We start from the raw sequence: 24,005 nt of genomic DNA, 5'->3' as shown, positions 1-24,005 counted from the left end.
GGTTATCTTCGGAACGGAGCAACTGGCTGTGGATGCGCTGCTCGCCTCAACCTGTCTGCCGCAGATCTTTGCGCCAGTGACGATTGATGGCGAGACCTACTGGGACGGCGCCTGGGCCGGCAATCCGACACTGGAGCCGCTGATTGGGGCAGAACGGAGCACGCGTCTGCTGGGTGTGCTCGTGCAGCCCCTGAATCGCAACGACGTTCCGATGACGCCTGAAAAAATCGCCACACGCATCGGCGAGTTCGGCTCAAGCAGCGCGTTTCTGCGTGAATTGCGTTCGCTGGTGATGGGCGGAATGCTCGGCCAGCAAACGATCCAGCTGATCGAACCGGGCGAGCCCTTGCATGACTTCCATGACAAGAAGGTATTCAGCAGCCCCATCGGTTTTCTATCCGCATTGCGCGACCACGGACGCCATTGCGCAGAGCAATGGGTAAAGCATCCCGAGCGCCACGTCATTGATCGCGAATCAGGCTTGTTTCAGGCGCATCAGAGCGACGCCGGTCACATGACGAAACCCGGAAACGACAAACCCCCGAAAAACGGGGGCTGATCGCACGATCTTACCCGAGCGATTGCGCTCAGGCGGTTTTCTTGGCTGCCGCTTTCTTGGCTGGAGCCTTCTTCGCTGCGCTCTTGGCTGCGGTCTTGGCGGGCGCCTTGGCGGCCGACTTTGCAGCGGCCTTGGCTGGCGATTTGGTCGCGGCGGAGCCTGCCTTCGGCTTGGCGGCTACAGCATTGGCGTCAGCGTGCGGGCGCACGTTGCCATAGCTGCGAATAGCGATTTTGCCCTTGCGGGTCTTGCGGTCACCACGGCCCATCGGAAATCCTCTAGATCAATTGGTCAAACAAAGGGCGGAAAGGATAGCAGTGCCGCAGCAAAGCGCAAGTCGAATCAGACATCTTTTACCTGACAGTCCTCACGGCAGCGGTCCTGATCACAGTCACCCGCATCAATCTGGACGGTCGCATGGGCGACTGAAAAGCGTTCCTTCAAAAGATCCTGGATGGCGCGGATGGCTTGCTCTGAAGGCACTTCATCATGCAAACGCGCATGCAGGGTAGCCATGCGTCGACCGCCGCCCAGTTGCCATAAATGCACATGATGTATTTCACGTATTCCTTTGATATTGCTAATAATTGTTATCCTGACCTGATCAACATCCAAGCCTTCGGGAACGCCCTCCAGAAGGATATGCGCACTGCGCCGGAGCAGCCGGATCGCGCTGTTGAGGATCAGCAGCGAAACAAAGATTGAAATCAGCGGGTCTGCCCACAGCCAATCGAGATAACGCACGGCCAAAGCTGCAGCAACCGCACCCACTGAGCCGAGCAAATCGCCGATGACATGCAATCTTGCCGCCGCCGTGTTGAGATCGTCGTGTTCATGGCCGCCGAGTACACGCAACACGATCAGATTTACCAGCAAACCGGCCACGGCGACGATGAACATCATCCCTGACAGGATTGGAGCCGGTTGCAAAAACCGGCTCAGCGCCTCGTAGACGATCCAGGCAACGAGCAGGATCTGGGTCAATGAATTGGTATAACCGACCAGTACTTCGAGGCGGGCGTAGCCGAAACTGCGTAGTGAATCGGCCGGTCGACGCGCGAACCACGCACCGAGCCAGGCGAACAGCAGAGCCGCTGCATCGACGAGCATGTGTCCGGCATCGGCGAGCAAGGCCAGCGACCCGGAAATCCAGCCACCAAAAGCCTCGACGACCATCGTGATCGTGGTCAGCGCAAACGCGTACAGCAATCGCCGCTCATTGCCGGGACGGCCGTCCGAACTCAGCCCAGCGTGATCATGCGAGGAATCGCCGGGGCCGTGGGAGTGGTTGTGTGAGTGCATGGCCGGAGAAGTGCGGTGGGGTTGAAGCCATGCTAAAGACGCTCGCCGCGGTTACACAATCACGCTAGGGAACGCTGATCAAATGGCACAGCCGTCATGGCCTTCAGAAGCCACCAGCATCAACAAGAACAATCGGCTAGGCGACATCTGTCTGCGCGCATCTCATTGTTGCGCCGGCATGAAGCGACTACATCGATGCAGGATGTCGAACCGGGTCGGGAACAGCGATCGAGACGGCCAGTCCACCTGCGCCCGCGCGCCGCGATCTTCACGCAGACAGATGTCGTGACGATTGCGCCATTTGATCAGCGTTGCCCTACACCATCAGTGCCGACAGGAAGGGCCATGCACATGGGTCAAGCGCATGTTGATCACATGGGACAGCGCAACAAGCGTGCCGCCGATGCTGACCACGGTCGCATGCCAGGGGTTGGAATGATCCGCGCCGATCAGCATGCCAACAACGAGCAGGAGGATTCCCGGAACAAGGATCAGCAATGCGCGGTAACTGCCATGTTTGCGCAGCCCATGGAGCAGGCTGATTGACGCGAGGACGATGGCAAAACTGACAAAGATCTGCTCGTACGCATGATCAGCAAGAAATGCCAGGCCCAGTGCCGGCAAAATTCCGAACAGCAGCGGCAACAGCGCGCAATGCACCGCGCAAAGCATCGATGCAAGCGCACCGAAGCGGTCGATTCGGCTTTCCAGGCCGTGGTGTGAACGAGGTTGGGAAATTCGCTCGTCCATGGCGATCCGTTGCGTGGTTATCACAGGCTATCCAGACAGGAAAGATCAGGCATTGTGGCGGCCTGAGGATGAATTGTTACTGTATAACGTTTCAGCCGCGTAAACAATCATCCTGTGATTCCAGCGCGGGAGTCATCCCGCCCGTGCTGACTCAGGACAAAACCGCTATTTGTTCGAGCACTCGGCACAGACGCCATGAACTTCCAGGGTCTGACTGGCTGGCGTAAAGCCGCGGTCACGAGCCTGGGTGGTCAACAAGCGCGCGACCTCCTGGTCACAAATCTCGATCGCGCTGGAACAACGATCACAGATCAGAAACGGCACCTGATGCGATTCGCCGGGATGGTGACATCCAACAAACGAATTGATCGACTCAAGCTTGTGGATGAAACCATGCTCAAGAAGAAAGTCCAGAGCACGGTAAACCGTCGGTGGCGCCGCCACGCCAGGTCCATCCTTGAGGTGCTCAAGCAGGTCATAGGCCTTGACCGGAATCGTTGATTCGGCGACGAGTTCAAGCACGCGCAGGCGAATTGCGGTAAGCCTCAAGCCGCGCTCACTGCAGGCTTTTGTCACATCACGAATGAATCCATCGGCATCATGGTGATGGGAATGGTCAGCGCGATCTTGGCGGGCAGAAGCAGGCATATTCGGTATTGCGACACGTCAGGATGAACGCTTCATGGTAACCCAGGCGCACCATCGATCTCAGCGCGAATCGTTCTTCGCACCGCGCAGCCGGGAACGTGCGCTGCGCGCCGTCGCCTGTTCCAGATCAACGGCACAATGTCGGCAGGTCCTGGCTCCTGGTCGGTTGCCCTTGCTGCACTCGGGACAAGCGGCGAGGTTGGACTTAAAAAATGCAACGATGATCCAGCCCAAGGGTCCAAGCACGGCGGCCCAGATGATGCCGACAGTCATCCGCCCCTTGTACCAGCCGATCAGCGCACCGCCGCCAATACTGACCACGGTGAATGCGGTTGCCCACAACCACAAAGTGGGATCGAGCAGCATCTTGAGGCAGGCTTCATTCATGCGCATTACGGATTCCAGATCCGCAGTGTCCAGAGCGGACAGCCCGGCAATGCTGCATTCCAGCGCGGCCATCGAATCAGCCGCCAGCGAGTCTGATCGCTGATTCCACCCGACGTAATGCCTCTTCACGACCCGCGAGGAAGACCGTGTGGTCGATGGATGGCGAAACCTGGGTACCGGTAATGGCCACGCGCAACGGCTGCGCAACCTTGCCCATGCCCTGCTCGATCGCCGCCGCCGCCGCACTGATTGCCGCGTGGATATCCTCGACAGTCCAGTCCGTGATTGCTCCAAGTTGCTCATGCACCGCCTGCAGGGCTGACAATGCCGTTGCCGATTTCAGGTGCTTGCTCACAGCGGCGGCATCGTAATCTTCCAGCGGCTCGTACCAGACCTTCGCTTTCTCGGCCATTTCCTTCAGCGTCTGCGCACGCTCGCGCAAGGCGACGATGACATCCACCGGATCAGGCCCCCGTTCCACATCGACACCTGCCGCGCGCAAATGCCAGAGGAAATGCGGCACCAATTCGAGCGGATCGTCACTCTTGATGTACTGCTGGTTGATCCACGAGAGCTTTTCCAGATCGAAGCGTGACGGTGCCCGATTGGCATCGCCGATATCGAACAACTCGATCATCTGCTCACGCGTGAACAACTCCTGGTCGCCATGCGACCAACCGAGGCGGACCAGATAGTTGAGCACGGCGTGCGGCAGAAAGCCGTCGTCGCGGTATTGCATGACGCTGACCGCGCCATGCCGCTTGCTCAGTTTCTGCCCGTCCGGGCCGAGAATCATCGGCAGATGCGCAAAAGTGGGAACCGACGCGCCTAGTGCGTTGTAGAGGTTGATCTGGCGCGGCGTGTTGTTGACGTGATCATCGCCTCGGATGACTTCGCTGATACGCATGTCAATGTCATCGACGACAACGGCGAAATTGTAGGTGGGGAAACCATCCGAGCGAAACAGCACGAGATCGTCGAGCTCGTCATTGCTCCACTCGATGCGGCCCTTGACCTTGTCATCGAAAACGACGCTGCCGGAAGCCGGATTCTTGAAGCGAATGACCCGGTTCGGGTCCTCGCGAAAGGCTTCGTTGCGATCACGGTAGTAGCCGTTGTAGCGCGGCTTGAGGCCCTTTTCCATGGCTTCGGCACGCATTGCATCGATCTCTTCCTTGGACTCGTAGGCGTAGTAGGCCTTGCCGGCCTTGAGCAAATCCTCGACGACCTGCTTGTAACGATCCATGCGCAGGGTCTGGTAGAACGGGCCCTCGTCGTGATCAAGGCCAAGCCAGCTCATGCCATCGAGAATGGCTTGCACGGCCTCCTGGGTTGAACGCTCGCGATCGGTATCCTCGATGCGCAGAATGAATTCACCACCACGATGGCGTGATTCCAGCCAGCAGAACAACGCGGTACGCGCGCCACCAATATGCAGGAAGCCGGTCGGACTGGGAGCAAAACGGGTTCTAACGGTCATTGACGGAGAAACTGGCGAAATGGGGACCCAAAAGCGTAGCAGATTGCGCCCGCCCTGCCCTCAAGACGCAACATCCGAAGCTCGTGCATCCAGCCAAATCAGGTTGCGAGGACAATGCGATCCCGACCACGGCGCTTGGCCTGGTAGAGAGCCGCATCGGCGCGTTTGATCAAATGGCCCGGTGTCAGGTCGCGATCCGATTGGTAGGTTGCAACACCAATGCTGATCGTCAAACCCAGAGGATCTTGGCGGACTTTTTGAAGTACGCGTTCGGCGACTCTTTCGGCCGCCGGTGAATCGCAGCCCCTTGCGATGACAACGAACTCCTCACCGCCGTAGCGCGCCGGACTCGCATCTTCCTCGCGCAGACAATCGGCAATGACCGTGGCGATCGTTCGCAGCGCATCATCACCCGCCTGGTGCCCGTTCGAGTCGTTGTACTGCTTGAAGTTGTCGACATCGATCATCATCAGCGACAACGGTTGAGCGGTCTCAACTGTGGCTGCAAACGCATCGGCCAGACAGTTGTCGAAATGCTGTCGATTGCTGAGCCCGGTCAAGCCGTCGCGCTCGGCCATCGAACGCAATTTCAAATTGGCGGCCTGCAACTCGGTAGTGCGCGCCTGGACCAATGAATCGAGTTCCCGATTGAGCGTGGACAATCGCTTCAAGCGTAGCCGCTGGCGCTGCTGTAGCAGGAAGCCCAGCACTACGACCAGTAATACAAAGCCAAAAATACGCAAATCGGTACGCTCGAACCATCTTGGGCTGATGCTGAATGGCAAGGGTTCCCCGGCCGAAACGGTGCCATTGGCCCGGCGTGCCTCGTACTCGAACACATAGTTACCCGGACGCAAGGCGGAGTAGCTGACCAGCGCACGCTCAGCCCAATCCGACCAACCCTGGTCAAACCCCTTCAGTCGGTAACGGAATGTGGGCATGATGCTCGACGACACTTCGGGCAAGGCCAGCTCGATGCTGATTGCGCCACTTCCCGACTCGATTCGATTGCCAGGCTGAATCGGCAGGTTGCGCGCAGGATGCTCGTCACTTCCGGCTCCCAGTTGCATGCGAATCACCTGTACGCGGCCTTCACTCCCCGCGCTTGCAGCCCATGATCGACTGCTTCGCAGCATGGTTCCGGTGCCACCAATCAGCACACCACCATCGGGCATCACGGCCAGCGGCTCGAAAACGCCCATTCCCAGTCCACTGATGTTGGCGACGGTCCAGACACCTTGATGACGCCGATACAACGCCCGGTAGCTTGAAGCCCAGAGATCGCCATCGCGGCCCTCCTTGAAAACCAGTGTTTCATCGGCGGATTTCAATGAAGCCAGTCCATCCAGCGAGGTTGCGCGAATCTGCCCGCCGTCGATCCGGAACAAGCCCTTGTCATTGCTGACCAGCACATAATCTCCGATGGCGCTGACCGCGGTATTGCCTTGCGTCGTCGTATCCGGGCCTGAATCGAAACGGGCTGGCTGCAAGGTCAGCACTGGCGACTCAGACGGGTGCCAGGTTGCGACCATCAAGCCTCCACTGTCGCTGCCCGCCCAGACTGAATGCGCATCACGTCGTGCAAGGTTCGGAACAAGCAAGCCGAGATCACCCGCTCGATCCAGGATCCGCCAGTCCTCGCCTTCGCGTTGAACCACGGCAACGCCCAGTTCGGTTCCGACCCACAGCAAGCCAGGCTGATCCGCGGAGGCGAGCAAGGATCGTGGATACAGATCATTGCCGACGATTTCGCTGGCCTCGTCGCCCTTGATACTCAGCAATGTCCGGCTATCCGCCAAAAGTATCTCGTCGCCGATTCTCGACAGCGCCCATGCCTCGCTGCCGGTCCAGAAATGACGCTTGAACGGAAGGCTCGGCTCGCCGTCGATCAGACGACTGGTGAAAACGCCAGCACCCGAGAGCAAATAGAGTTCATCATCGATGAGCTTGATCGCGTGAACCTCACCATGCAGGCCATTGCGCTCATCGTAGGATGTCCAGCGTTCTGGCCAGTTCATCCGGGTCAAGCCCTCGTTGCTGACAATCAGCAGCGCACCATCGCGGCCATGGCTTATCTTGCTGATGTAGCCCTTGCCGATTCTGACCCGGGAAATCTCTTGCGTATCGACATCAACGATGCTGACGACGCCCGAGTCACCGGCAAAGGCGACACGATGCGGATCCAGCACGATGGCCGCACCGAAATGACTGGTTTCAGGGTTTTCATTGAGCGCCTTTCGATCGACAAACCTTCCGTTTTCCCAAACGGTGAAATACGGATCGAGTGAACGTACCAGCACGCGGTCATTGGCCATCGGCAACAGGTTGTAGATGAGCTTGTCGGCAAACCTCTCTCCACCCGGGACCATCTCGAAGCGGTCACCGACCTGCTGTTTCAAGCCCTGGCCGCGCCACTGCACCCAGAGCTTGCCAGCAACATCGGCGATGGCACCAAAGCGGCCTTCGTGCCGCCACATTTTCAACGCTTTCCCTTGCGTATCGACCAGAAACAAATGCTGCAAGGCAGCGAAGTAAATCCCCTCGTCGCGCTCGAGCATCCTCCAGACATCAGCGAAATGCTCGTCGCCCAGTTGTGCGGAGAACCCGGGTGCAAGATCGATCAGACGATCGCTACCGTCCGACTGGCGCTCGACATAACCGAACCAGTTGCTTCCACCTACCCAGATGCGACCGTGTCGATCGACCAGCAGAGTCCGTACTGCGCCAGCCTTGGGCGCCTTGATGGCAATCCAGCGAATTCCGTCATAGCGCAATACGCCTCCGTCATAGCCGACGTACACCATGCCATCAGCCGCCTGGGCGACCGAGAAATACTGGGGGTAAACGGTCAGGTTCGGAACGAATCGGGTAAACAGGGGTTGCTGTGCCAGACCCGATTGGCCAATGCCAAGTCCGCAGACAATCAGAATCGCGACCATGAAACGTGACGCGTATGACATGAAGACTGCATGCTCCCCTATCAGGCTGTTGAAATTCGCTCAGGCGAGTGCGAATCAAAGCGAAACGGGCCGAAAAAGCGCAGTTTACATACGGTAAATGAGCATTTTGAGGTCCGTTTTGCTGCAGGATCGTGCCGACTGAGTAGAGCTTCAACAGCCTGCTTTGCGCATCGGCCTTGTCGCGGCACCGGGTCGGAAATCCGCCAACCCATAGCCTGCAAGCAATACAGCATGCAAGATCGCGGCCAGTTCCTCAAGCTGACGCCCACGTCAGGTCGCAATCCAATGGCGCGCACTCGACTGGACGCCTAAGCGGCGTCCGCAAGCGCTGATTCACATCAACTTGCGGAACGCTTCGCCGCCCCTGCCTGGGCAGGGGCGGCGAATGCAGGCGAGCGGTCGAATCAGCCTATCGATCCACTCAGTTTTCGAATCCGTTCCTGAAGATCCGATCATCCGGCAGGATCGTCCAGCCGATATCGCGCAGCGACTCCGGGGTCATGTCGAGCCGGTCAAACAGGGTCGGCGAGACTTCCGCCTGCATCAGCAACGGGCCTCCGGTATCGGAGGTGAAATGACTGATCGAGGAACCCTGGGAAATCTGCGCGGGTGCGTGCAGGCGCATGAAGCCGGTCTGGATACCGAGCAGACTGCTGCCGGGTATCGGTTCGACGGTCACCACCGCATTCGGCGTCGCGCTGAGCTGGGAGAGCAACGTGAGCCCGGTTTGATATGCAACCGTTGCCGTGGGTATGTGCAGGGTGTAATCGAATCCGCCAGCAACCGGCAACGGGTCACCCGGAGTCTCGGCGCGATTGTTCAGGATCAAGACTGCAACTGCGCCCGCTTGTGCCGCATTGCGTGTCTTTTGCTCGAAGCCGCAGGTACCACGCTTGACGACCGCAATGCGCCCCTGCACTTGCGTCGCATTGAGCACGGTTCCGCAACCTTCACCGGGATTGGCCGAGCCATCATTGACCAGCGCGGCCATGCCTGCCAATCCCGTTGCCGGCAACAAGGGCCCGTAGAACGCCTGTGCAACCTCACCCGGCTGGGCCGTCGCGTCGATGCGCAGACGCAGCGGTTTGCGCAGATACGTCGATTTCACCGCATCAACGTTCGGACCCTTCCAGATCACGTTCGGATCGTTGGCCGCCGAGAACAGCACCTGGTTGTCGCTCATCTGGGTCCAGAACAGGCCAAGAGTGTTGTCGAAAACCCGGGTATCAAAGGTGTAGTAGTACGGCGGAAAACCGGAACCATTCTGCAGATTATGATTCTGCACAAAGCCGAGACCATGGGCCATTTCGTGCAGGACCAGGGGCAGCAATGGATACCTGGTGGCATTGCCGGGCGGCGCGATGTCCGGGCTGATGCCGTACCAGAAGCCGGTGGTTCCGCTGATGCAACCAGGTTGACTGTCCATCAACGGGTTGATGCGCATGGAGATTTCAGGTGTGCTTGGATCAGCCACCGTGCCGAGGATGGCATTGCGCAATGCTGTCGGATAAACAATCGGATGTGGAGGATCCGGCGGTGGGTTGGTCGTGTAGTACGCGCTTGGTCCGGCAAAGGCCAGGTAGACGAAGTCGCCGGGATTTTGCGCACATGCAAATGCGCCGGCGAATTGCACACCGACCCGGATCGGCACGCTGCTGACCAGACGTGATCCCCAGATGCTGGCGGCACGCTGGACCAGGTTCATGCGTTGCTGGCCGAGCGTCGTACCGTTGTTGCCTCCGACCGGGGTCGCTGGCGTGTTGTCATTGAGACCCACACCCGCCTGATCGAGATTGACGATGACCACGTTCGCCGCAAAAGCCTGCGTGGCAGCCATGACCACCGAGATCAACACGGCAGCAATGGCAGGCCGGAATCCGTGCGAAGGTTGGCAATTCATTGTCGGCCGCCTATTCATAGCGAAGCCTGCTGCTGGCGGGATCGATGGCATCGCGCATTTGCAACGGTGCCAGCGAATCAGTGGGATCAGTGCAAAGCGCACGGGGGTGACCATCGGCATCGACCGCCACGGCGACACCGCTGAGCGTGGCTTGCCCGGTGTAGACAAGACCCGTGACCGGATCGATCGCAGGCGCCTGAGTCGGCTGACTGGCAGGTTCACTTTGCGCGCTTGAGGCTTGATCGGCCAGGGCGACGGAAGCCGGTGCGATTGCGATCAGCAATGCAATGAAGATCCGCCAATGCGACCGGTGTCGTGCGAACCTCCCGTTCAATGTTCCAATTTCGAAAGACATAGGCTTGTCCTCATCAAGTGGCGGTTTGTAAAGCCGGGCATGAAACGATCAGGTCTTGATGCCGTGCAGACGCGATTGCAGTTGCAGCAACTCGACCATTCGATCCTCGCAACAACTGATGCGCAGGAAAGCGGCGTTTCAGCTCATCCCGCCTGATTCCGGCGTCAAGCCAAGCCTCGATTTGCAATGCAATCGCGGCAATACTTGTCAGCGAGACCAGAATGCGGACACGATCAGGCCTCACGCTGACCGACGCCCCCGGATGTTCGGCTGCACATTCGACGAACCTTCTGAATGCCATGACGATTGCGCCACTTGATCAGCGCTGCCTCAACCCTGGAGTTGCCATGAATTTTCGCTACCCGATCGCGACGATTGTCGCGATTTCGCTGCTCCTCGCGCTGGGCTGCTCGACAGCGCCAACACAACCCGCGCCGGTTGGCGATAGTGCACATGCCACGCTGGCGATTCTCGAAACCACCGACATTCATTCGAATATTCTCAGCTACGACTATTACAAACTTGCCGAAGATGACTCGCTGGGTTTCGAACGCGTGGCGACCTTGATCCGCGAAGCGCGTGAGGAGTACCCGAACACCTTGTTGTTCGATGCCGGCGATACGATCCAGGGCACCGCCCTGGCTGACTGGCAGGCGCGAGGCAGTCCGCTGGCCTGCGACCAGAAACTGGCCATGTACAAGGCCATGGACGTGCTCGGCTATGACGGCGGCACGATCGGCAACCACGAGTTCAACTACGGCCTGCCCTACCTGAGCCAGGTCACGGATCAGCCAATGACGGTCGAAGGAGTCACCGAGCGTCGGTGCAAGGGCCCCGGCTTCCCGCTGGTGCTGGCCAACGTGTTCGATGCGCACAATGGCCAACCCTTGTTCCCGCCAACGAAGCTGCTGCAACGGACGATCAAGGCAATCGACGAGAACGGACGCGCCATCGAGTTGCCGATCCGTATCGGCATCATCGGCTTCACGCCACCATCGATCATGCTCTGGGATCACGACAATCTGCAGGGCAAGGTCACCACGATCGGCGTGGTTGAAGCCGCGCGTCGCTATGCGCCCGAACTTCGCGCCGAAGGTGCCGACCTCATCATCGCGATCTCGCATGGGGGTATCGACACGCGGCCTTACACCGAGAACATGGAGAACGCCGGCTGGTACCTGGCTGAGGTGCCGGACATCGATGTACTGCTGATGGGCCACTCACATCAGGTGTTTCCCGATCCGGGCAACGAGAGCTCGCGCTACAACGGCTTGCCCGCTGTCGACAACGAGCGCGGCTTTATCCATGGAAAGCCGGCCGTGATGGGCAACATGTGGGGCAAGAGTCTTGGCCTGATCGAACTTGAACTGGTTCAACGCGACGGACATTGGCGGATCGACCCGGCCATCAGCCATGCCGAGGTGCGCAATATCCGCAGCAAGGATGGCGGCGGCGTCGCAGCGGATCCTGCGATTGGCGCGGCCGTCAGTGCCGAACATGAGGCGACGGTTGCCTATGTCTCGGCGCCGATCGGCGAGAGCGACTTCGCCATGACCACCTACTTCACCGCCGTTGGCGACGTCAGCGCGCTGCAGCCGGTCAACAGCGCCCAGCGTGCCTACGTCGAACGTTACCTCTCGGAAAACATGCCTGAACTGAAAGGTATCCCGGTGCTTTCCGCTGCAGCGCCGTTCAAGGCCGGCTTCGGTGGCGCAACCGATTTCACCGATATCGCCGCCGGTACGCTCGCCATCCGCAATGCCGCCGATCTCTATCTCTATCCGAACACGCTTTCCGCAGTGAAAATCACTGGTGCCGGGGTCAAGGCCTGGCTGGAGAAATCCGCAGGCTATTTCAACCGGATCGATCCGACCCTGACGTCGCCACAGGAACTGGTGAATGGAAAAACACCCAGCTACAACTTCGACGTGATCCAGGGGGATATTCACTACGCGATCGACATCAGCAAGCCGTATGGCCAGCGCATCGTCGACCTGCGCTTCAATGGCAAGCCCGTTGATCCGGCTCAGACCTTTATCCTCGCCACCAACAACTACCGTGCCAGTGGCGGCGGCGATTTCCCCGGCACAGGGGAAGGACATGTGCTGATCAATGCGCCGGACATGAATCGCAGTGTGCTGATCGATTGGATTCGGCAACAGCGACGATTGACCTTTGCCAGCAATGGTTCGGATCAACCGTGGCATTTCATTTCTCTGCAAACCGCCGGCCCCGTCGTGTTTCATACGGCCAGCGGCAAGCTCGATCTGGCACGGCGTTCCGGCATCAAGGGGGTTTCCGAAACCAGCAACGACGGAAATGGCATGTCGACCTATACAATCGATCTCTCTGCCAGCCGCTAATTCCTCAATAATCCGCCACGATTCCCCAACGCATGCCACGACATTCATCGACTAGCCATCCGCTGCGCATGCTCAGACGCAAACTGCTTGCGTTGAGCCTGTGCGCGGCGCTATCCGATGTGGCAATGGCCAATGCGCTTCCCGCCGACGTTCCACTGCAATGGCCACTGGCTCACGAACGCAGTGCGCAGACCACGGCCTTGCGCGCGCGCCTCGACGCCATGCGCGTATCGCGCCCGGCGCCTCGTGGCAGCCAGCCGCGCGTGCTCGAGGTAACCAACTGTGCCGACGATGATTCAGCCGGCAGCCTGCGTAACCAGGTCGAACTGGCCCTCAGCGGCGACACCATCGATTTGTCGACGTTGACTTGCAGCACGATCAGCTTGAGCCAGGGTGCGCTGAAAATCGCACTCGACGACCTCAGCCTGATTGGCCCCGGCGCTGACCAGCTGACTCTGGACGCCGAAAATCGCGACCGAATCATCCTGCATCCGGGTTCGGGTACGTTGACCTTGCAGGGTTTGACCATCGCCCACGGTCGTTTCGATGCAGTCGACAACGATATCGGTTTCGGCGGCTGCGTGGCGACAGGTGCGGCGCTCGTGCTTCGCAATTCCGTGATTCGTGATTGTCTCGCGGTCGGTGTCGGCTCCTATGGCGGTGCCGTGTTGTCAGGTCTCCTGACCATGCAAAACAGCACAATCTCCGACAGCACCGCATTCGGTGACCATCCGACCAACGGTACCGCCGCCTACGGGGGTGGCGCGTTTTCCTACGGCGTGGCGATTTTCGACAGCACGATTTCAGGCAATTCGGCAATCGGCACCGACAATGCTCCGCTATCGCACTGGGAAATCGGCGGCGGCCTGTTCGTCGCGCGCAACGGCGGGCGCATCGAGCGCAGCACGATAAGCGACAACTTCGCGATTCGTTTTGCCGGCGGCCTGACCCAGGAAGGCTACCTTGAACTGTCCAATTCGACGATTTCCGGCAATCGTACCGAACAGGATGACGGCGGCGGCCTGCGCGTGCGTCAGGTCACCTCGGTGGCGATCGAAAACTCGACCATCACCAACAACCATGCCGGATCCCACGGCGGTGGCATCTCGTTTATCGACAATGCCCTGCCCTCGATCATGATCAGCACCCTGGTCGCCGGCAACAGCTCAAACCTTGGCGGCGCGGACGCCAATAGCACGATGCCGTTGACGATTTCGGGATCTTCCAACCTCATCGTCGCCAGCAACAACGCTCTGAAACTGCCCGCCGACACGATCGCCAGCGATCCCCATCTGGGCAAGCTTGCTGACAATGGCGGGCCTACACGCACCCATGCACTTGCCAAAGACAGCCCGGCCATCGATCACGGCAGCAACCCGGACAATTTTCCAACCGACCAACGCGGAAACGGGTTTCTGCGCGAAGCCCATGGTCGTGCCGATATCGGTGCCTATGAGGTCCAGGCCAGCACCGAGACGATTCCACTACCCGGCCTCGGAACCTGGTCGAGCCTGTTGCTGGCCGGTCTGCTTGCTGTATTCGGAATCAAGCGACACTGATCGCTTGAATCAGCGACGCGGCCTCGCCGGCTGTTGAAGCCCGACTTGAACCTTACTTCACCGTCACCGTGATCTTCTCCGAGACGATCGGCGGATCGAACTGCATATGCAGCGCATCGCCGAGATCCAGTTGCAAGGTGTGCTTGCCGGGTGCGAGCTTGATCGTTGTTTCGGTCTGACCACCGCCGAAATGGACGTGATGATCATCCGCCGGAATCGGCTGATCGAGCGCTGGCAGCGAATCGACATCAATCAACAGATGATGATGTCCGGTTCCCTTGATCATCGTGCCAGCCGGCGAAACGCCCATGCCACGCAAACCGAATCGCACGGTGAGCTCCTGACCAACCGTTTCACCGTCTTTCGGCGAAATGAAATACAGCTCGACACCGGACGGTGCTGCGGTGCGTGGCAAGCTGGCTGTCTTGCCTTCATCGGCGGCCAAAGGAAGCATCGACAGACCCAGACCCGCAATTACGACGGCAGAAAGTATCAGTTTCAGGTGACGCATCAGATTTCTCCATTGATTACGCAGTTCGCCGCCATCTTAGCGCCGACCTGCTCAAGAATCGGTTGTTGTATTGGCGGAACGGTATAATGCCGCACCGAAATGAAGCTACCGAGCCTGGATCAAGGACAGGTTGAGTAACGATTTTCTTTCAGTTCGAACAATTAGGTGTTGACGATTCAGTCCACACTCCTTATTCTCTCGCGCCTCCCGGGGCCATAGCTCAGCTGGGAGAGCGCTACAATGGCATTGTAGAGGTCGGCGGTTCGATCCCGCCTGGCTCCACCAGTTATTTTGATCAGGTTTTCCAAGGTTTCTCTATGCGTCCCCATCGTCTAGAGGCCCAGGACACCGCCCTTTCACGGCAGTAACAGGGGTTCGAATCCCCTTGGGGACGCCATTAACGATAAGGCTCGCGAAATCGGGTCGGATCGGTGAGAATAGCGGATTGCGCAGGACGCGCTGAAAAATGTGGAGCGGTAGTTCAGCTGGTTAGAATGCTGGCCTGTCACGCCGGAGGTCGCGGGTTCGAGTCCCGTCCGCTCCGCCACTTTTCGCAGAAGAACCCGCAAATGCGGGTTTTTTTGTGGGCGAATTTCGCGGCCACGAACAATCGATCAGGCAAAAGCCTCTTGCGACTCAGTGCCCGGCGATACGACGGGCTCCAGGGTTCCAATGGAATGACCTTGCTCGGCCAGATATTCGAGCCAACGGTTCAGAAATGTGCTCTTGCGTACGCGTCGCTCGAGTATCGTATGCGCCGGCGGCAATGGACCAATTGCATTTTCGAGGCGCCGGTCAGCGTGATAGTGCAACACCTCGGCCATGCGTGCATCGCGATACATGCGGATATTTGCCGATGGCACCAAGCCACCGGTGTCTGCATCGTGCAAAGCATAGGTAAGAACCAGATCAATCGTGTAGGGGTGATGCTCGACCACTTCCAGCAGGACATCCAGATGATCGTCCACCGACGAGCGGTAGCTGCCAACGATAAGTCGTTGCGGCGCGAACAAGCGCGCCAGGCGCAGATAGTTCTCGCCATGCAAACCCATCAGCCACGAGAAGCGGCTTGGCATGGTGGATACTCGCGGGCGCGTCAATGTCGACATGGATCGATCATAGCATCGGGGATTCTGTCGACCAGTCTGTTTTAACGGCAGCCATTCGGCGTACCATGATGGTCTCGCCTGGCATTCAGAAATCGCCTTTCCGCAACGCGGCCAGCGCGCTCAGAACATATGCCTTTCGATACCGAGCTGGGACAGGATCTTGCTCGCGATCTCCTCGATCGACGTATTCGTCGTGCTCTGCGTCGGAATACCTTCACGACGGAAGAGTTTCTCGGCAATCTCCAACTCGCGCTTGCATTGCGCCAGGGTCGCGTATTCGCTGCCCGGGCGTCTTGCTTCACGGACCTGGGCGAGGCGTTGGGCATCGATGGTTAACGCATACAGGCGGGATTTGTAGGGTTTCAGGCGTTCGGGCAACTCGAAGCGCTCGAGATCCTCTTCAGTCAACGGATAGTTGGCCGCCCTTACGCCGAAATGCAGGGCCATGTAGAGGCAGGTCGGTGTCTTGCCGACCCGCGATACGCCAACCAGGATCGCTTCGGCGTCGTCATAGCGCACATCGATGCCATCATCATGTGAAAGCGCGTAGTTGGTCGCGTTGATGCGCGCCTCGTATTCGGCGAAATTGGTCAGGCCATGGGCCTTGCCAACGCTCGAACTGCGCTGCACGCCGAGCTCGTCCTGCAGCGGCCCGATAAAGGGTGCGAACACGTCCATCATCAGTCCGCCACCCGTCGCTACGATCTCGGTCAGCGATTGATCCATGATCGTATTGACCACGATCGGACGAACCCCGGTCTTCAAATGTGAGGTCTTGATGCGCAGCGCCGCATGTTCTGCTTTCGATTCCGAATCGACAAATGGCACGCGAAACGACTCGAAATCGACACTATCGAACTGGGTCAGCACGCTGTGGCCAATGGTTTCAGCGGTGATCCCGGTGCCATCGGAGACAAAGAAAACGGTGCGTCGCATGCGAACTCCATCCATTGCAGAGAGATGCAGTCTATGCAATCGCGCCACCAATCGGTCAACAGGCACGTGCAAAGGCGCCTGCCAGGCTCTTTCCGCTGGCCTGGCGGATCCGCCTGCCATGGTCCGTTTGCTTGCCATGGAGTGTTGTCTGCCGCACAGAGCCGGTAGAATGATGCACTGCATTATTTTCCCGGAGATGACTCTTGAGCGACATGGTTCTTTGGCTCGACGCGTTGCGCCTGTCCGACCTTGGCAAGGTTGGTGGCAAGAACTCCTCGCTCGGCGAGATGATCGGCAACCTGAGCAAGCTCGGCGTGTCCGTGCCGGGTGGTTATGCGACGACCGCGCACGCCTTCCAGCAATTCATTGCCCAGAGTGGTCTGGCCCAACGCATTCAGGATCGCCTGGCCAAGCTTGATGTCGACAACGTCGCCGAACTGACCACGGCCGGCGCCGAAATCCGCCGCTGGGTTATCGATACACCCCTGATTCCCGAGTTCGACAAGGCCGTACGCGAAGCCTATGCGCAGCTTTGCGAAAAAGCCGGCAGCCAGGATATCGCAGTCGCCGTGCGCTCCTCGGCTACGGCGGAAGATCTGCCCGATGCTTCGTTCGCCGGCCAGCAGGAAACTTTCCTCAATGTCAGCGGTGCCGATGACGTCATTCACACCATGAAGGAAGTCTTCGCCTCGCTGTACAACGATCGCGCGATCGCCTACCGCGTCCATCAAGGCTTCAAGCATGAGGATGTCTCGCTGTCGGCGGGCGTGCAGCTCATGGTGCGCTCGGATATCGGCGCCTCCGGCGTGCTGTTCACGCTCGACACCGAATCGGGCTTCCGCAATGCGGTGTTTGTCACCGGCAGCTACGGTCTCGGCGAGATGGTCGTCCAGGGCGCGGTCAATCCGGATGAGTTCTATGTCTACAAGCCGACTCTGCGCGCCGGCAAACAGGCCATCCTGCGCCGCCAGATCGGCTCCAAGCAGCAGCGCATGGTCTATTCGGAAGTTCCCGGTGAGCGCGTGCGCATCGAGGAGACACCGATTGCTGATCGTTCCAGGTTCTGCCTCAGCGACGAAGATGTCCACGAACTCTCGCGCCAGGCCCTGACCATCGAGGATCACTACGGCCGGCCGATGGATATCGAGTGGGCAAAGGATGGCAACACCGGCAAGCTCTACATTGTCCAGGCGCGCCCGGAAACGGTGAAATCCAGGGTGCGCCCAACCCAGATCGAACGCTTCCAACTGCCTGCGCGCGGCACGGTGCTCGCCGAAGGTCGCTCGGTCGGCCAGAAGATCGGCAGCGGCGTCGCCCGTGTGGTGCGCTCGATCAAGGACATGGACCGGGTCAAGGAAGGTGACGTGCTTGTCGCCGACATGACCGATCCCGATTGGGAGCCGGTGATGAAGCGGGCTGCCGCCATCGTCACCAATCGCGGTGGCCGCACCTGTCATGCGGCGATCATTGCGCGTGAACTCGGCGTTCCGGCCATCGTCGGTACCGGCAACGGCCTCGATCTGGTTCCGGATGGTGCCGAAGTGACCATTTCCTGCGCCGAAGGCGATACCGGTTTCATTTATGAAGGCCTGCTCCCATTCGAGCGCATCACCGCCGACCTCGACAAGATGCCGCCTGCCCCGCTCAAGATCATGATGAACGTGGCCAACCCCGAGCGCGCGTTCGATTTCGCCATGTTGCCGAATGCCGGCGTCGGCCTCGCCCGCCTCGAGATGATCATCGCCAGCCATATCGGTGTGCATCCGAGGGCCTTGATCGAGTACGACACTCAGGATGCCGACACCAAACGCAAGATCGACGAGCGCATGGCCGGCTATTCAAGCCCGGTCGACTTCTACGTCGATCGCCTCGCCGAAGGCATCGCCACGATCACTGCCGCGTTTGCGCCACAACCGGTAATCGTGCGCCTGTCGGATTTCAAATCGAACGAATACGCCAACCTGATTGGTGGCTCGAACTACGAGCCGCACGAGGAAAACCCGATGATCGGCTTCCGTGGCGCCAGCCGCTATGTCGATCCGAGCTTCGCCGCCTCGTTCGCGCTGGAATGCCGCGCGATGAAGAAAGTCCGCGAGGAAATGGGGCTGGTCAACGCCTGGGTCATGATCCCGTTCGTGCGCACGCTGGAAGAAGGCCGCAAGGTCGTCGAAGTGCTCGCTGAAAACGGGCTCAGGCAGGGCCACGATGACCTCAAGATCATCATGATGTGTGAAGTGCCCTCCAACGCCCTGCTCGCCGACGAGTTCCTCGATATCTTTGACGGTTTCTCGATCGGCTCCAACGATCTGACCCAGCTCACCCTCGGCCTCGACCGCGATTCGAGCATCGTCGCCCACTTGTTCGACGAGCGGAATCCAGCGGTCAAGAAGTTGCTGTCGATGGCGATTCAGACTGCCAGGCGCAAGGGCAAATACGTCGGCATCTGCGGCCAGGGGCCGAGCGACCATCCGGATCTCGCCGAGTGGTTGATGGAGGAAGGCATCGAATCGGTCTCGCTCAATCCGGACACCGTCGTCGACACCTGGCTCAAGCTGGCCAAGAAGAAGGCGGGTTAGTGGGCACCCGATCAGCCTGAAAGCCGCGCAAACGCACGCTCTCATCAAGCTTTCACAACTTCTTCATGACCCCGGGCTCGCCTGCGGAACAGTCTGTACGGACTGTTCCGCAGGCGAGCCCGAATGTTTTCAGCCGTCTTGAACCAACCATCGCTGCGCGAGACCCGCGTTCGCCCTGCGCTGATCCTGACGACACTGAGCCTGGCCCTGATGTCGACTGGCGCCTCGTCACAAGAGTCGGCATCCATCGTGGGGATCGGCGACTATTTCAAGGCACTCAATTCGCGGGCGGAATTGCGCTTCGGCGATGGGATCGCCGTCAGTGGCAATCTGATGCCGGTGAGCAGCACGGCCGAAGATGGTGCATCGACAGGAATCGACGGTGATCCCACGGTGCAGACCAAGGAAGACTCCGGCGCAGTCCATGTGTTCGTCCGGGAACCGGGTGGATGGACGCAGCAGGCCTACCTGAAACCCTCCAACTCAGACGTGCAGGACAATTTCGGTGCCGCAGTCGCCATTGACGGCGATCTGCTTGTGATCGGAGCACCAAACGAGGACAGCAATGCAACGGGAGTCAATGGCGATCCCTTCAGCCACCTGAGCAATCAGTCCGGGGCTGCTTATGTGCACCGGATCGAAGGATCGACGGTAGTCCAGGAAGCCTACCTGTAGGCATCCAATACCGAGGTCGATGATCGCTTTCGCTGTGGCCTTGCCATTGATGGCGATACCGTCGCCGTCGGCACGGTCCGCGAAGACAGCGCGGCACGCGGTGTCGGCGGCAACCCCTTCGACAACACTGAATTTTCATCAGGCGCCGTCTATGTCTTTCATCGCAGCGAGCTCGACGGCTGGCAGGCCCAGGCCTACGTCAAGGCGATCAACGCCGAGCGCAACGACAGTTTTGGACAATCGCTTGCGCTATCCGGCAACTTGCTGGCTGTGGGCGCAGACCTCGATTCGAGTGCAGCCAACCAGATTGATGGCGACGCCGACGACAATTCGTTGACCAGCGCGGGTTCGGCGCAGTTGTATCACCGCACCGGAGCAACCTGGTCACCAGCCTCCTGCATCAAACCATCGAAACCAGGCTTTGCCGACCGCTTCGGCTTCTCAGTCGCGATGGATGGCGGCCTGCTCGCAGTCTCCGCCTATGGAGAAGACAGCGACGCGACCGGCATCAACGGCGACATGGACAATAATCTGGCATTGTTTTCCGGCGCCGCCTACACCTTTGACGTGGTGGCATCCAGAAGGTCCGCCAGCCGCACCGCGCGGCTGGTCAAGGCAACCAGCCTTCACTCCGCCACGCAGCACGACCGGCGAACCTTCTGAATGCCATGACGGTTGGGCCACTTGATCAGCGTTGCCCTAAACCTGCTTGAGAAGATCCGGGTGGCGATCGAAAACCTGAATTCGCCAGTCGGCGTGGGTGCGATCGATCTCTTCAACGGCGAGATTGGGCAAATAGCCAATTGCACAGTTTCGCCCCTTCTCCTTGGCCAGATACAACGCGCGATCGGCGACGCTGAGGACAAAGTCCATGCTGAACAATTCGACGCGATCGCGATAAAAGGGATAAACCGACCAACCCACCGAACCGGTCGGATCGACCAGCACGCCGCTTTCCAGCTCGACGGTGGTCTGCCTCAACTCCTCCACGATCTGCCTGGCAAGCTTCTCACCCTCGTCGCGATGCCGGTTCGTGGCGAGATAGATGAACTCCTCACCGCCGAAGCGGAAAATCAAGTCGCCTTCGCGCTGGATTTTCTGCAATCGTTGCGCAACCGTCTTGAGGACCAGATCGCCGGCGGCATGTCCGTGCTGATCATTGACGCGCTTGAAATGATCGAGATCAATCGCACAGACGATGACGTCAACCGGATCACAGGCCCTGACCCGCGTTGCATTCTCGGTGATCGCGGGAACCTCGTCGCGAGCCCACTCACCAAAGCGATGCCTGTTCCAGAGACCAGTCAAGGGGTCAGTGGCTGCGGCAAGTTGCAGCGCTTCGGTCTTGGAAGCCACCAGTCGCTCCAGTTCCACACTGCGCGCGCGCAGTGCACGAACCCGCCATTGAACGGCAATGACGACCAGGGCCAGCCCAAGCAACCAGAACGCGATGAGAGTTGATGTTCGCCGGTACCATGGGGCTATCACGGTGATCGGGACCGAAGCGATGCCACCCGACCCACCAACCACGTCCCGAGCCTCGACTTGGAAGATCAGATTCCCGGCCGGCAGGTTGGTGAAATCGCGCCGCGCCTCGTGGCTCCACTTGCTCCACTCCTCGCTACCATCCTGCTGGCGAATTCGTGAGCGGTAGCTGTTGATCTCAGGTGCGCGGTAGCTTGGCAGGGCGAAGTCAAAGCGCATGCTGTCACCTTGAGCAAGCTGCAATGCAGGCAGCGCTCCGTGACCCGAAAAAAGTACGTGCTCGCCGCTGGATATCTCCCGAACCAGAACCTGAAGTGACTTTGCGGCGGGCAGAGTGACCGTCGGATCGATGCGCACGACTCCAGAATCAGTCGCCAGCCAGACAATCCCGGCCTTGTCCATCATGATGTCCTGGATATTGCCGAACCCGGCGATTCCATCGAAGACGCTTTCCTGGCGCGAATAGATGCCTGACACACCTCTGGACAAAAGCCTGAGTCGACCGGATGAACCGGCAACCAGGACTTCTTTCGCATTCAATGGCAGGAATCGCCTGACCGGCCCGGTCTGCTCGAAAGCCAGCTTGGAACTCGGTTCGAAGCGACCGTTGGAGAAATGATAGAAGCCACCGAGGCTGCCGACATACGCCTCGCCACCGATGAGCTTGAGATCGAGCTCTCCTGTAGGTACCCCGTCGCCCCGATCAAATTCGACTAACTCGCCATCCGCCAGAACATCACTGCCTGCCCTGGGAATGAGGCGCCCGATACGGCCCAGGTTCGATGACAACCAGATTGTGCCGCCGGAATCCTGAGCGATCTCGAACACGTCAAAACTCACATCATCACGCACCTCGTTTTCGACCCAGTTCGAGCCGACTTTCGAAATGCGGGCCAGTCCCAATCGCAATCCGACCAGTGCCTCGTCCGGATGCGAGGGGCTGACGAAGTGCGAAAAGACATTCCGCTTCTGCAGAATCAGAGGCTGTCCTTGACTGCTCCATATCCCGTTTTCCGTCAACACCAGAATATCGCCAGCCTGACTCACCACGCGATGAATCCAGGAATAGCTCGGTTCCATTCGCTCGAACGCCGTCATGCCATCGTCGTCTTCGAGCAAGGTGAGGCCCTTGCTGGTATAGGCAATGATGCCGAGGTTGTCCTCGATCACTCCGACAGGCGACTCATAGATCCCCTGCGATTCCTGGAACAGTGATACCCGTGAGGGCCAGTCGATGCGCGTGATCGCATTGCTCCAGGCAACCCAGATACCGCCCTCCTGATCGACATCGATAGCCTGAGCACCAGGCAAGGCCCCAAACTGGCTGGCGCGAAACCTTGCGACTTCGTTCCAGGCTCCATCCAGTATCACCAGGTCGCCGTTGACGAAGGGCAATCCGACCGATCCGTCCACCAGCGAACTGGCGACTCCAATTTGCCCTTTCAGCGAACCAGCACCGGCAACCTTTGCGGGAATCGGAGCATGGTCGAGATCGTTCCATGTCGCAATTTCGAATGGATCACGCGAAATCCCGGCCAGGCCCCGTGTCCCGAACGGAATGAGTGCGGCGAGCAAGCGGTTGGCAAAGAAATCACCGCCTTTGACGAGTTCCAGGCTGCGACCAACAACATGTTTGAGGCCAAGGTGATCATCACGCACATAGAGTTCACCTCGTACGGCGTACAAGCGGCCAAAACGATTCTCAGCCGGCAGCACGAATATCCCCCTGGAATCCTTGCACAGCAATTTGGGCTCGGAGCGCACACACCACCGGCCCTTGCCTGATGCAAACTCCCAGATATGTCCGAGTCCGACCAGTCCGCCCGGTATCTCGCCTGCCAGATTCCTGATCCGTACTTCATCACCTGCATTGGAAACGGCAAGCAGGGATTCGGAGCCACCGACAATGATCTCGCCGTCATCGGTGATGCCCAATGCTGTCACCACACGCGAATCCGGCAAGGGCAGACGCGCCCACTTGATGCCATCGAACTCCAGCACGCCAACACCATCTGCGACGTACATCAAGCCATCCTTGCTCTGGACAATGGCTCGAAACGGTGGCGCAGCGTACTGATCGTCGGCGATGATCTCCTTGAAATTCCAGGTTTTCGATTGCGGCATCGCCGATTGGGCGAGCGCCACAGCGGGCACCAGCAGAATCCCAATCGCTAGGAAGATGGCTGCTTTGATTTTCTGCATTTCCAATATTGAGCGCTCAGCGGTAAAGCGTGCCAGCCTTGAAAGAGCAAGGCAATGTGCCATTTCCGTGCTTGACTTGGCCGTACTGTAGTTCTAGCTTGATTCGGCGTGTTCAACGCAAACTCCGGTCCAACCCATCCGACAACAAGGCGTCAAGATGAATCAGAAATCGCAGGATATGCTGAAAGTATCCAAGGACGTTGTAGATCAACTGAATGCCATGGTGCGTAGCACCGCGACACTCGACA

19 protein-coding genes and 3 tRNA genes are annotated in these 24,005 nt (G+C 59.1%); 9 read left to right on the top strand and 13 right to left on the bottom strand.

All coding sequences use genetic code 11. The annotated features are described in order from the left end of the window. The coding region (locus tag VFN25_RS13005; RefSeq protein ID WP_325142571.1) for a patatin-like phospholipase family protein at positions 1 to 559 on the top strand (559 nt) is incomplete at its 5' end. A gap of 28 nt (positions 560 to 587) precedes the next feature. Here the strand turns inward: VFN25_RS13005 and VFN25_RS13000 are convergent. From VFN25_RS13000 to VFN25_RS12960, 9 genes are all read right to left on the bottom strand, one after another. Next, positions 588 to 827 carry a 30S ribosomal protein THX gene (locus tag VFN25_RS13000; RefSeq protein ID WP_325142569.1) on the bottom strand — a complete coding sequence of 80 codons (240 nt, stop codon included), beginning with the start codon at positions 825 to 827 and terminating at the stop codon, positions 588 to 590. Between the two features lie 74 nt (positions 828 to 901). After that, the gene (locus tag VFN25_RS12995; RefSeq protein ID WP_325142567.1) at positions 902 to 1,768 is read right to left on the bottom strand and encodes a cation diffusion facilitator family transporter; all 867 of its coding nucleotides are present in this window, start codon (positions 1,766 to 1,768) and stop codon (positions 902 to 904) included. Between the two features lie 417 nt (positions 1,769 to 2,185). Next, positions 2,186 to 2,611 carry a MerC domain-containing protein gene (locus VFN25_RS12990; RefSeq protein WP_325142564.1) on the bottom strand — a complete coding sequence of 142 codons (426 nt, stop codon included), beginning with the start codon at positions 2,609 to 2,611 and terminating at the stop codon, positions 2,186 to 2,188. Positions 2,612 to 2,776: 165 nt separating this feature from the next. Then, positions 2,777 to 3,259, bottom strand: coding sequence for a transcriptional repressor (locus VFN25_RS12985; RefSeq protein WP_325142562.1), 483 nt, complete (start codon positions 3,257 to 3,259; stop codon positions 2,777 to 2,779). A 60-nt stretch (positions 3,260 to 3,319) separates the two neighbouring features. Next, complete coding sequence (locus VFN25_RS12980; protein WP_325142560.1) at positions 3,320 to 3,652, bottom strand: hypothetical protein; 333 nt, start codon at positions 3,650 to 3,652, stop codon at positions 3,320 to 3,322. Between the two features lie 70 nt (positions 3,653 to 3,722). Then, positions 3,723 to 5,126, bottom strand: a complete 1,404-nt coding sequence (gltX, locus tag VFN25_RS12975; protein ID WP_325142558.1) for a glutamate--tRNA ligase — start codon at positions 5,124 to 5,126, stop codon at positions 3,723 to 3,725. Between the two features lie 98 nt (positions 5,127 to 5,224). Further along, positions 5,225 to 8,086 carry a diguanylate cyclase gene (locus VFN25_RS12970; protein WP_325142556.1) on the bottom strand — a complete coding sequence of 954 codons (2,862 nt, stop codon included), beginning with the start codon at positions 8,084 to 8,086 and terminating at the stop codon, positions 5,225 to 5,227. Positions 8,087 to 8,507: 421 nt separating this feature from the next. Beyond that, on the bottom strand, positions 8,508 to 9,986 hold the full coding sequence (locus tag VFN25_RS12965) for a PA domain-containing protein (protein WP_325142554.1): 1,479 nt from the start codon (positions 9,984 to 9,986) through the stop codon (positions 8,508 to 8,510). Between the two features lie 10 nt (positions 9,987 to 9,996). Continuing rightward, positions 9,997 to 10,269, bottom strand: a complete 273-nt coding sequence (locus VFN25_RS12960; protein ID WP_325142552.1) for a hypothetical protein — start codon at positions 10,267 to 10,269, stop codon at positions 9,997 to 9,999. A 419-nt stretch (positions 10,270 to 10,688) separates the two neighbouring features. Here VFN25_RS12960 and VFN25_RS12955 point away from each other — a divergent pair, with 419 nt between their 5' ends. Both VFN25_RS12955 and VFN25_RS12950 read left to right on the top strand, forming a co-directional pair. After that, the gene (locus VFN25_RS12955) at positions 10,689 to 12,704 is read left to right on the top strand and encodes a bifunctional 2',3'-cyclic-nucleotide 2'-phosphodiesterase/3'-nucleotidase (protein WP_325142550.1); all 2,016 of its coding nucleotides are present in this window, start codon (positions 10,689 to 10,691) and stop codon (positions 12,702 to 12,704) included. Between the two features lie 32 nt (positions 12,705 to 12,736). Beyond that, complete coding sequence (locus VFN25_RS12950) at positions 12,737 to 14,263, top strand: right-handed parallel beta-helix repeat-containing protein (RefSeq protein WP_325142548.1); 1,527 nt, start codon at positions 12,737 to 12,739, stop codon at positions 14,261 to 14,263. Positions 14,264 to 14,315: 52 nt separating this feature from the next. On the opposite strand, the gene VFN25_RS12945 is transcribed toward VFN25_RS12950, so the two are convergent. Then, the gene (locus VFN25_RS12945) at positions 14,316 to 14,765 is read right to left on the bottom strand and encodes a DUF4399 domain-containing protein (protein WP_325142577.1); all 450 of its coding nucleotides are present in this window, start codon (positions 14,763 to 14,765) and stop codon (positions 14,316 to 14,318) included. Positions 14,766 to 14,983: 218 nt separating this feature from the next. Here VFN25_RS12945 and VFN25_RS12940 point away from each other — a divergent pair. From VFN25_RS12940 to VFN25_RS12930, 3 genes are all read left to right on the top strand, one after another. Further along, positions 14,984 to 15,059, top strand: a tRNA-Ala gene (locus VFN25_RS12940). Between the two features lie 36 nt (positions 15,060 to 15,095). Continuing rightward, positions 15,096 to 15,171, top strand: a tRNA-Glu gene (locus tag VFN25_RS12935). A 73-nt stretch (positions 15,172 to 15,244) separates the two neighbouring features. Continuing rightward, positions 15,245 to 15,321, top strand: a tRNA-Asp gene (locus tag VFN25_RS12930). Positions 15,322 to 15,388: 67 nt separating this feature from the next. On the opposite strand, the gene VFN25_RS12925 is transcribed toward VFN25_RS12930, so the two are convergent. Beyond that, positions 15,389 to 15,850: a DUF1249 domain-containing protein gene (locus VFN25_RS12925; RefSeq protein WP_325142546.1), complete on the bottom strand. Its 462-nt coding sequence runs from the start codon at positions 15,848 to 15,850 to the stop codon at positions 15,389 to 15,391. Between the two features lie 153 nt (positions 15,851 to 16,003). Continuing rightward, positions 16,004 to 16,819: a posphoenolpyruvate synthetase regulatory kinase/phosphorylase PpsR gene (gene ppsR, locus VFN25_RS12920; RefSeq protein ID WP_414648953.1), complete on the bottom strand. Its 816-nt coding sequence runs from the start codon at positions 16,817 to 16,819 to the stop codon at positions 16,004 to 16,006. Between the two features lie 212 nt (positions 16,820 to 17,031). Here ppsR and ppsA point away from each other — a divergent pair, with 212 nt between their 5' ends. The 3 genes from ppsA (at position 17,032) to VFN25_RS12905 (ending at position 20,733) form a co-directional block, all read left to right on the top strand. Continuing rightward, complete coding sequence (gene ppsA, locus VFN25_RS12915) at positions 17,032 to 19,395, top strand: phosphoenolpyruvate synthase (protein ID WP_414648957.1); 2,364 nt, start codon at positions 17,032 to 17,034, stop codon at positions 19,393 to 19,395. Positions 19,396 to 19,518: 123 nt separating this feature from the next. Further along, positions 19,519 to 20,070: an FG-GAP repeat protein gene (locus VFN25_RS12910; RefSeq protein WP_325142539.1), complete on the top strand. Its 552-nt coding sequence runs from the start codon at positions 19,519 to 19,521 to the stop codon at positions 20,068 to 20,070. Positions 20,071 to 20,115: 45 nt separating this feature from the next. Further along, positions 20,116 to 20,733: a hypothetical protein gene (locus VFN25_RS12905; RefSeq protein WP_325142575.1), complete on the top strand. Its 618-nt coding sequence runs from the start codon at positions 20,116 to 20,118 to the stop codon at positions 20,731 to 20,733. Between the two features lie 36 nt (positions 20,734 to 20,769). On the opposite strand, the gene VFN25_RS12900 is transcribed toward VFN25_RS12905, so the two are convergent. Beyond that, positions 20,770 to 23,709, bottom strand: a complete 2,940-nt coding sequence (locus tag VFN25_RS12900; RefSeq protein ID WP_325142537.1) for a GGDEF domain-containing protein — start codon at positions 23,707 to 23,709, stop codon at positions 20,770 to 20,772. Positions 23,710 to 24,005: the final 296 nt, after the last annotated feature.

The organism is Dokdonella sp. (genome assembly GCF_035703485.1).
GTDB lineage: Bacteria > Pseudomonadota > Gammaproteobacteria > Xanthomonadales > Rhodanobacteraceae > Dokdonella.
Note: the sequence above shows the minus strand (reverse complement) of the source record. Positions and strands in the feature narration are given on the sequence as shown.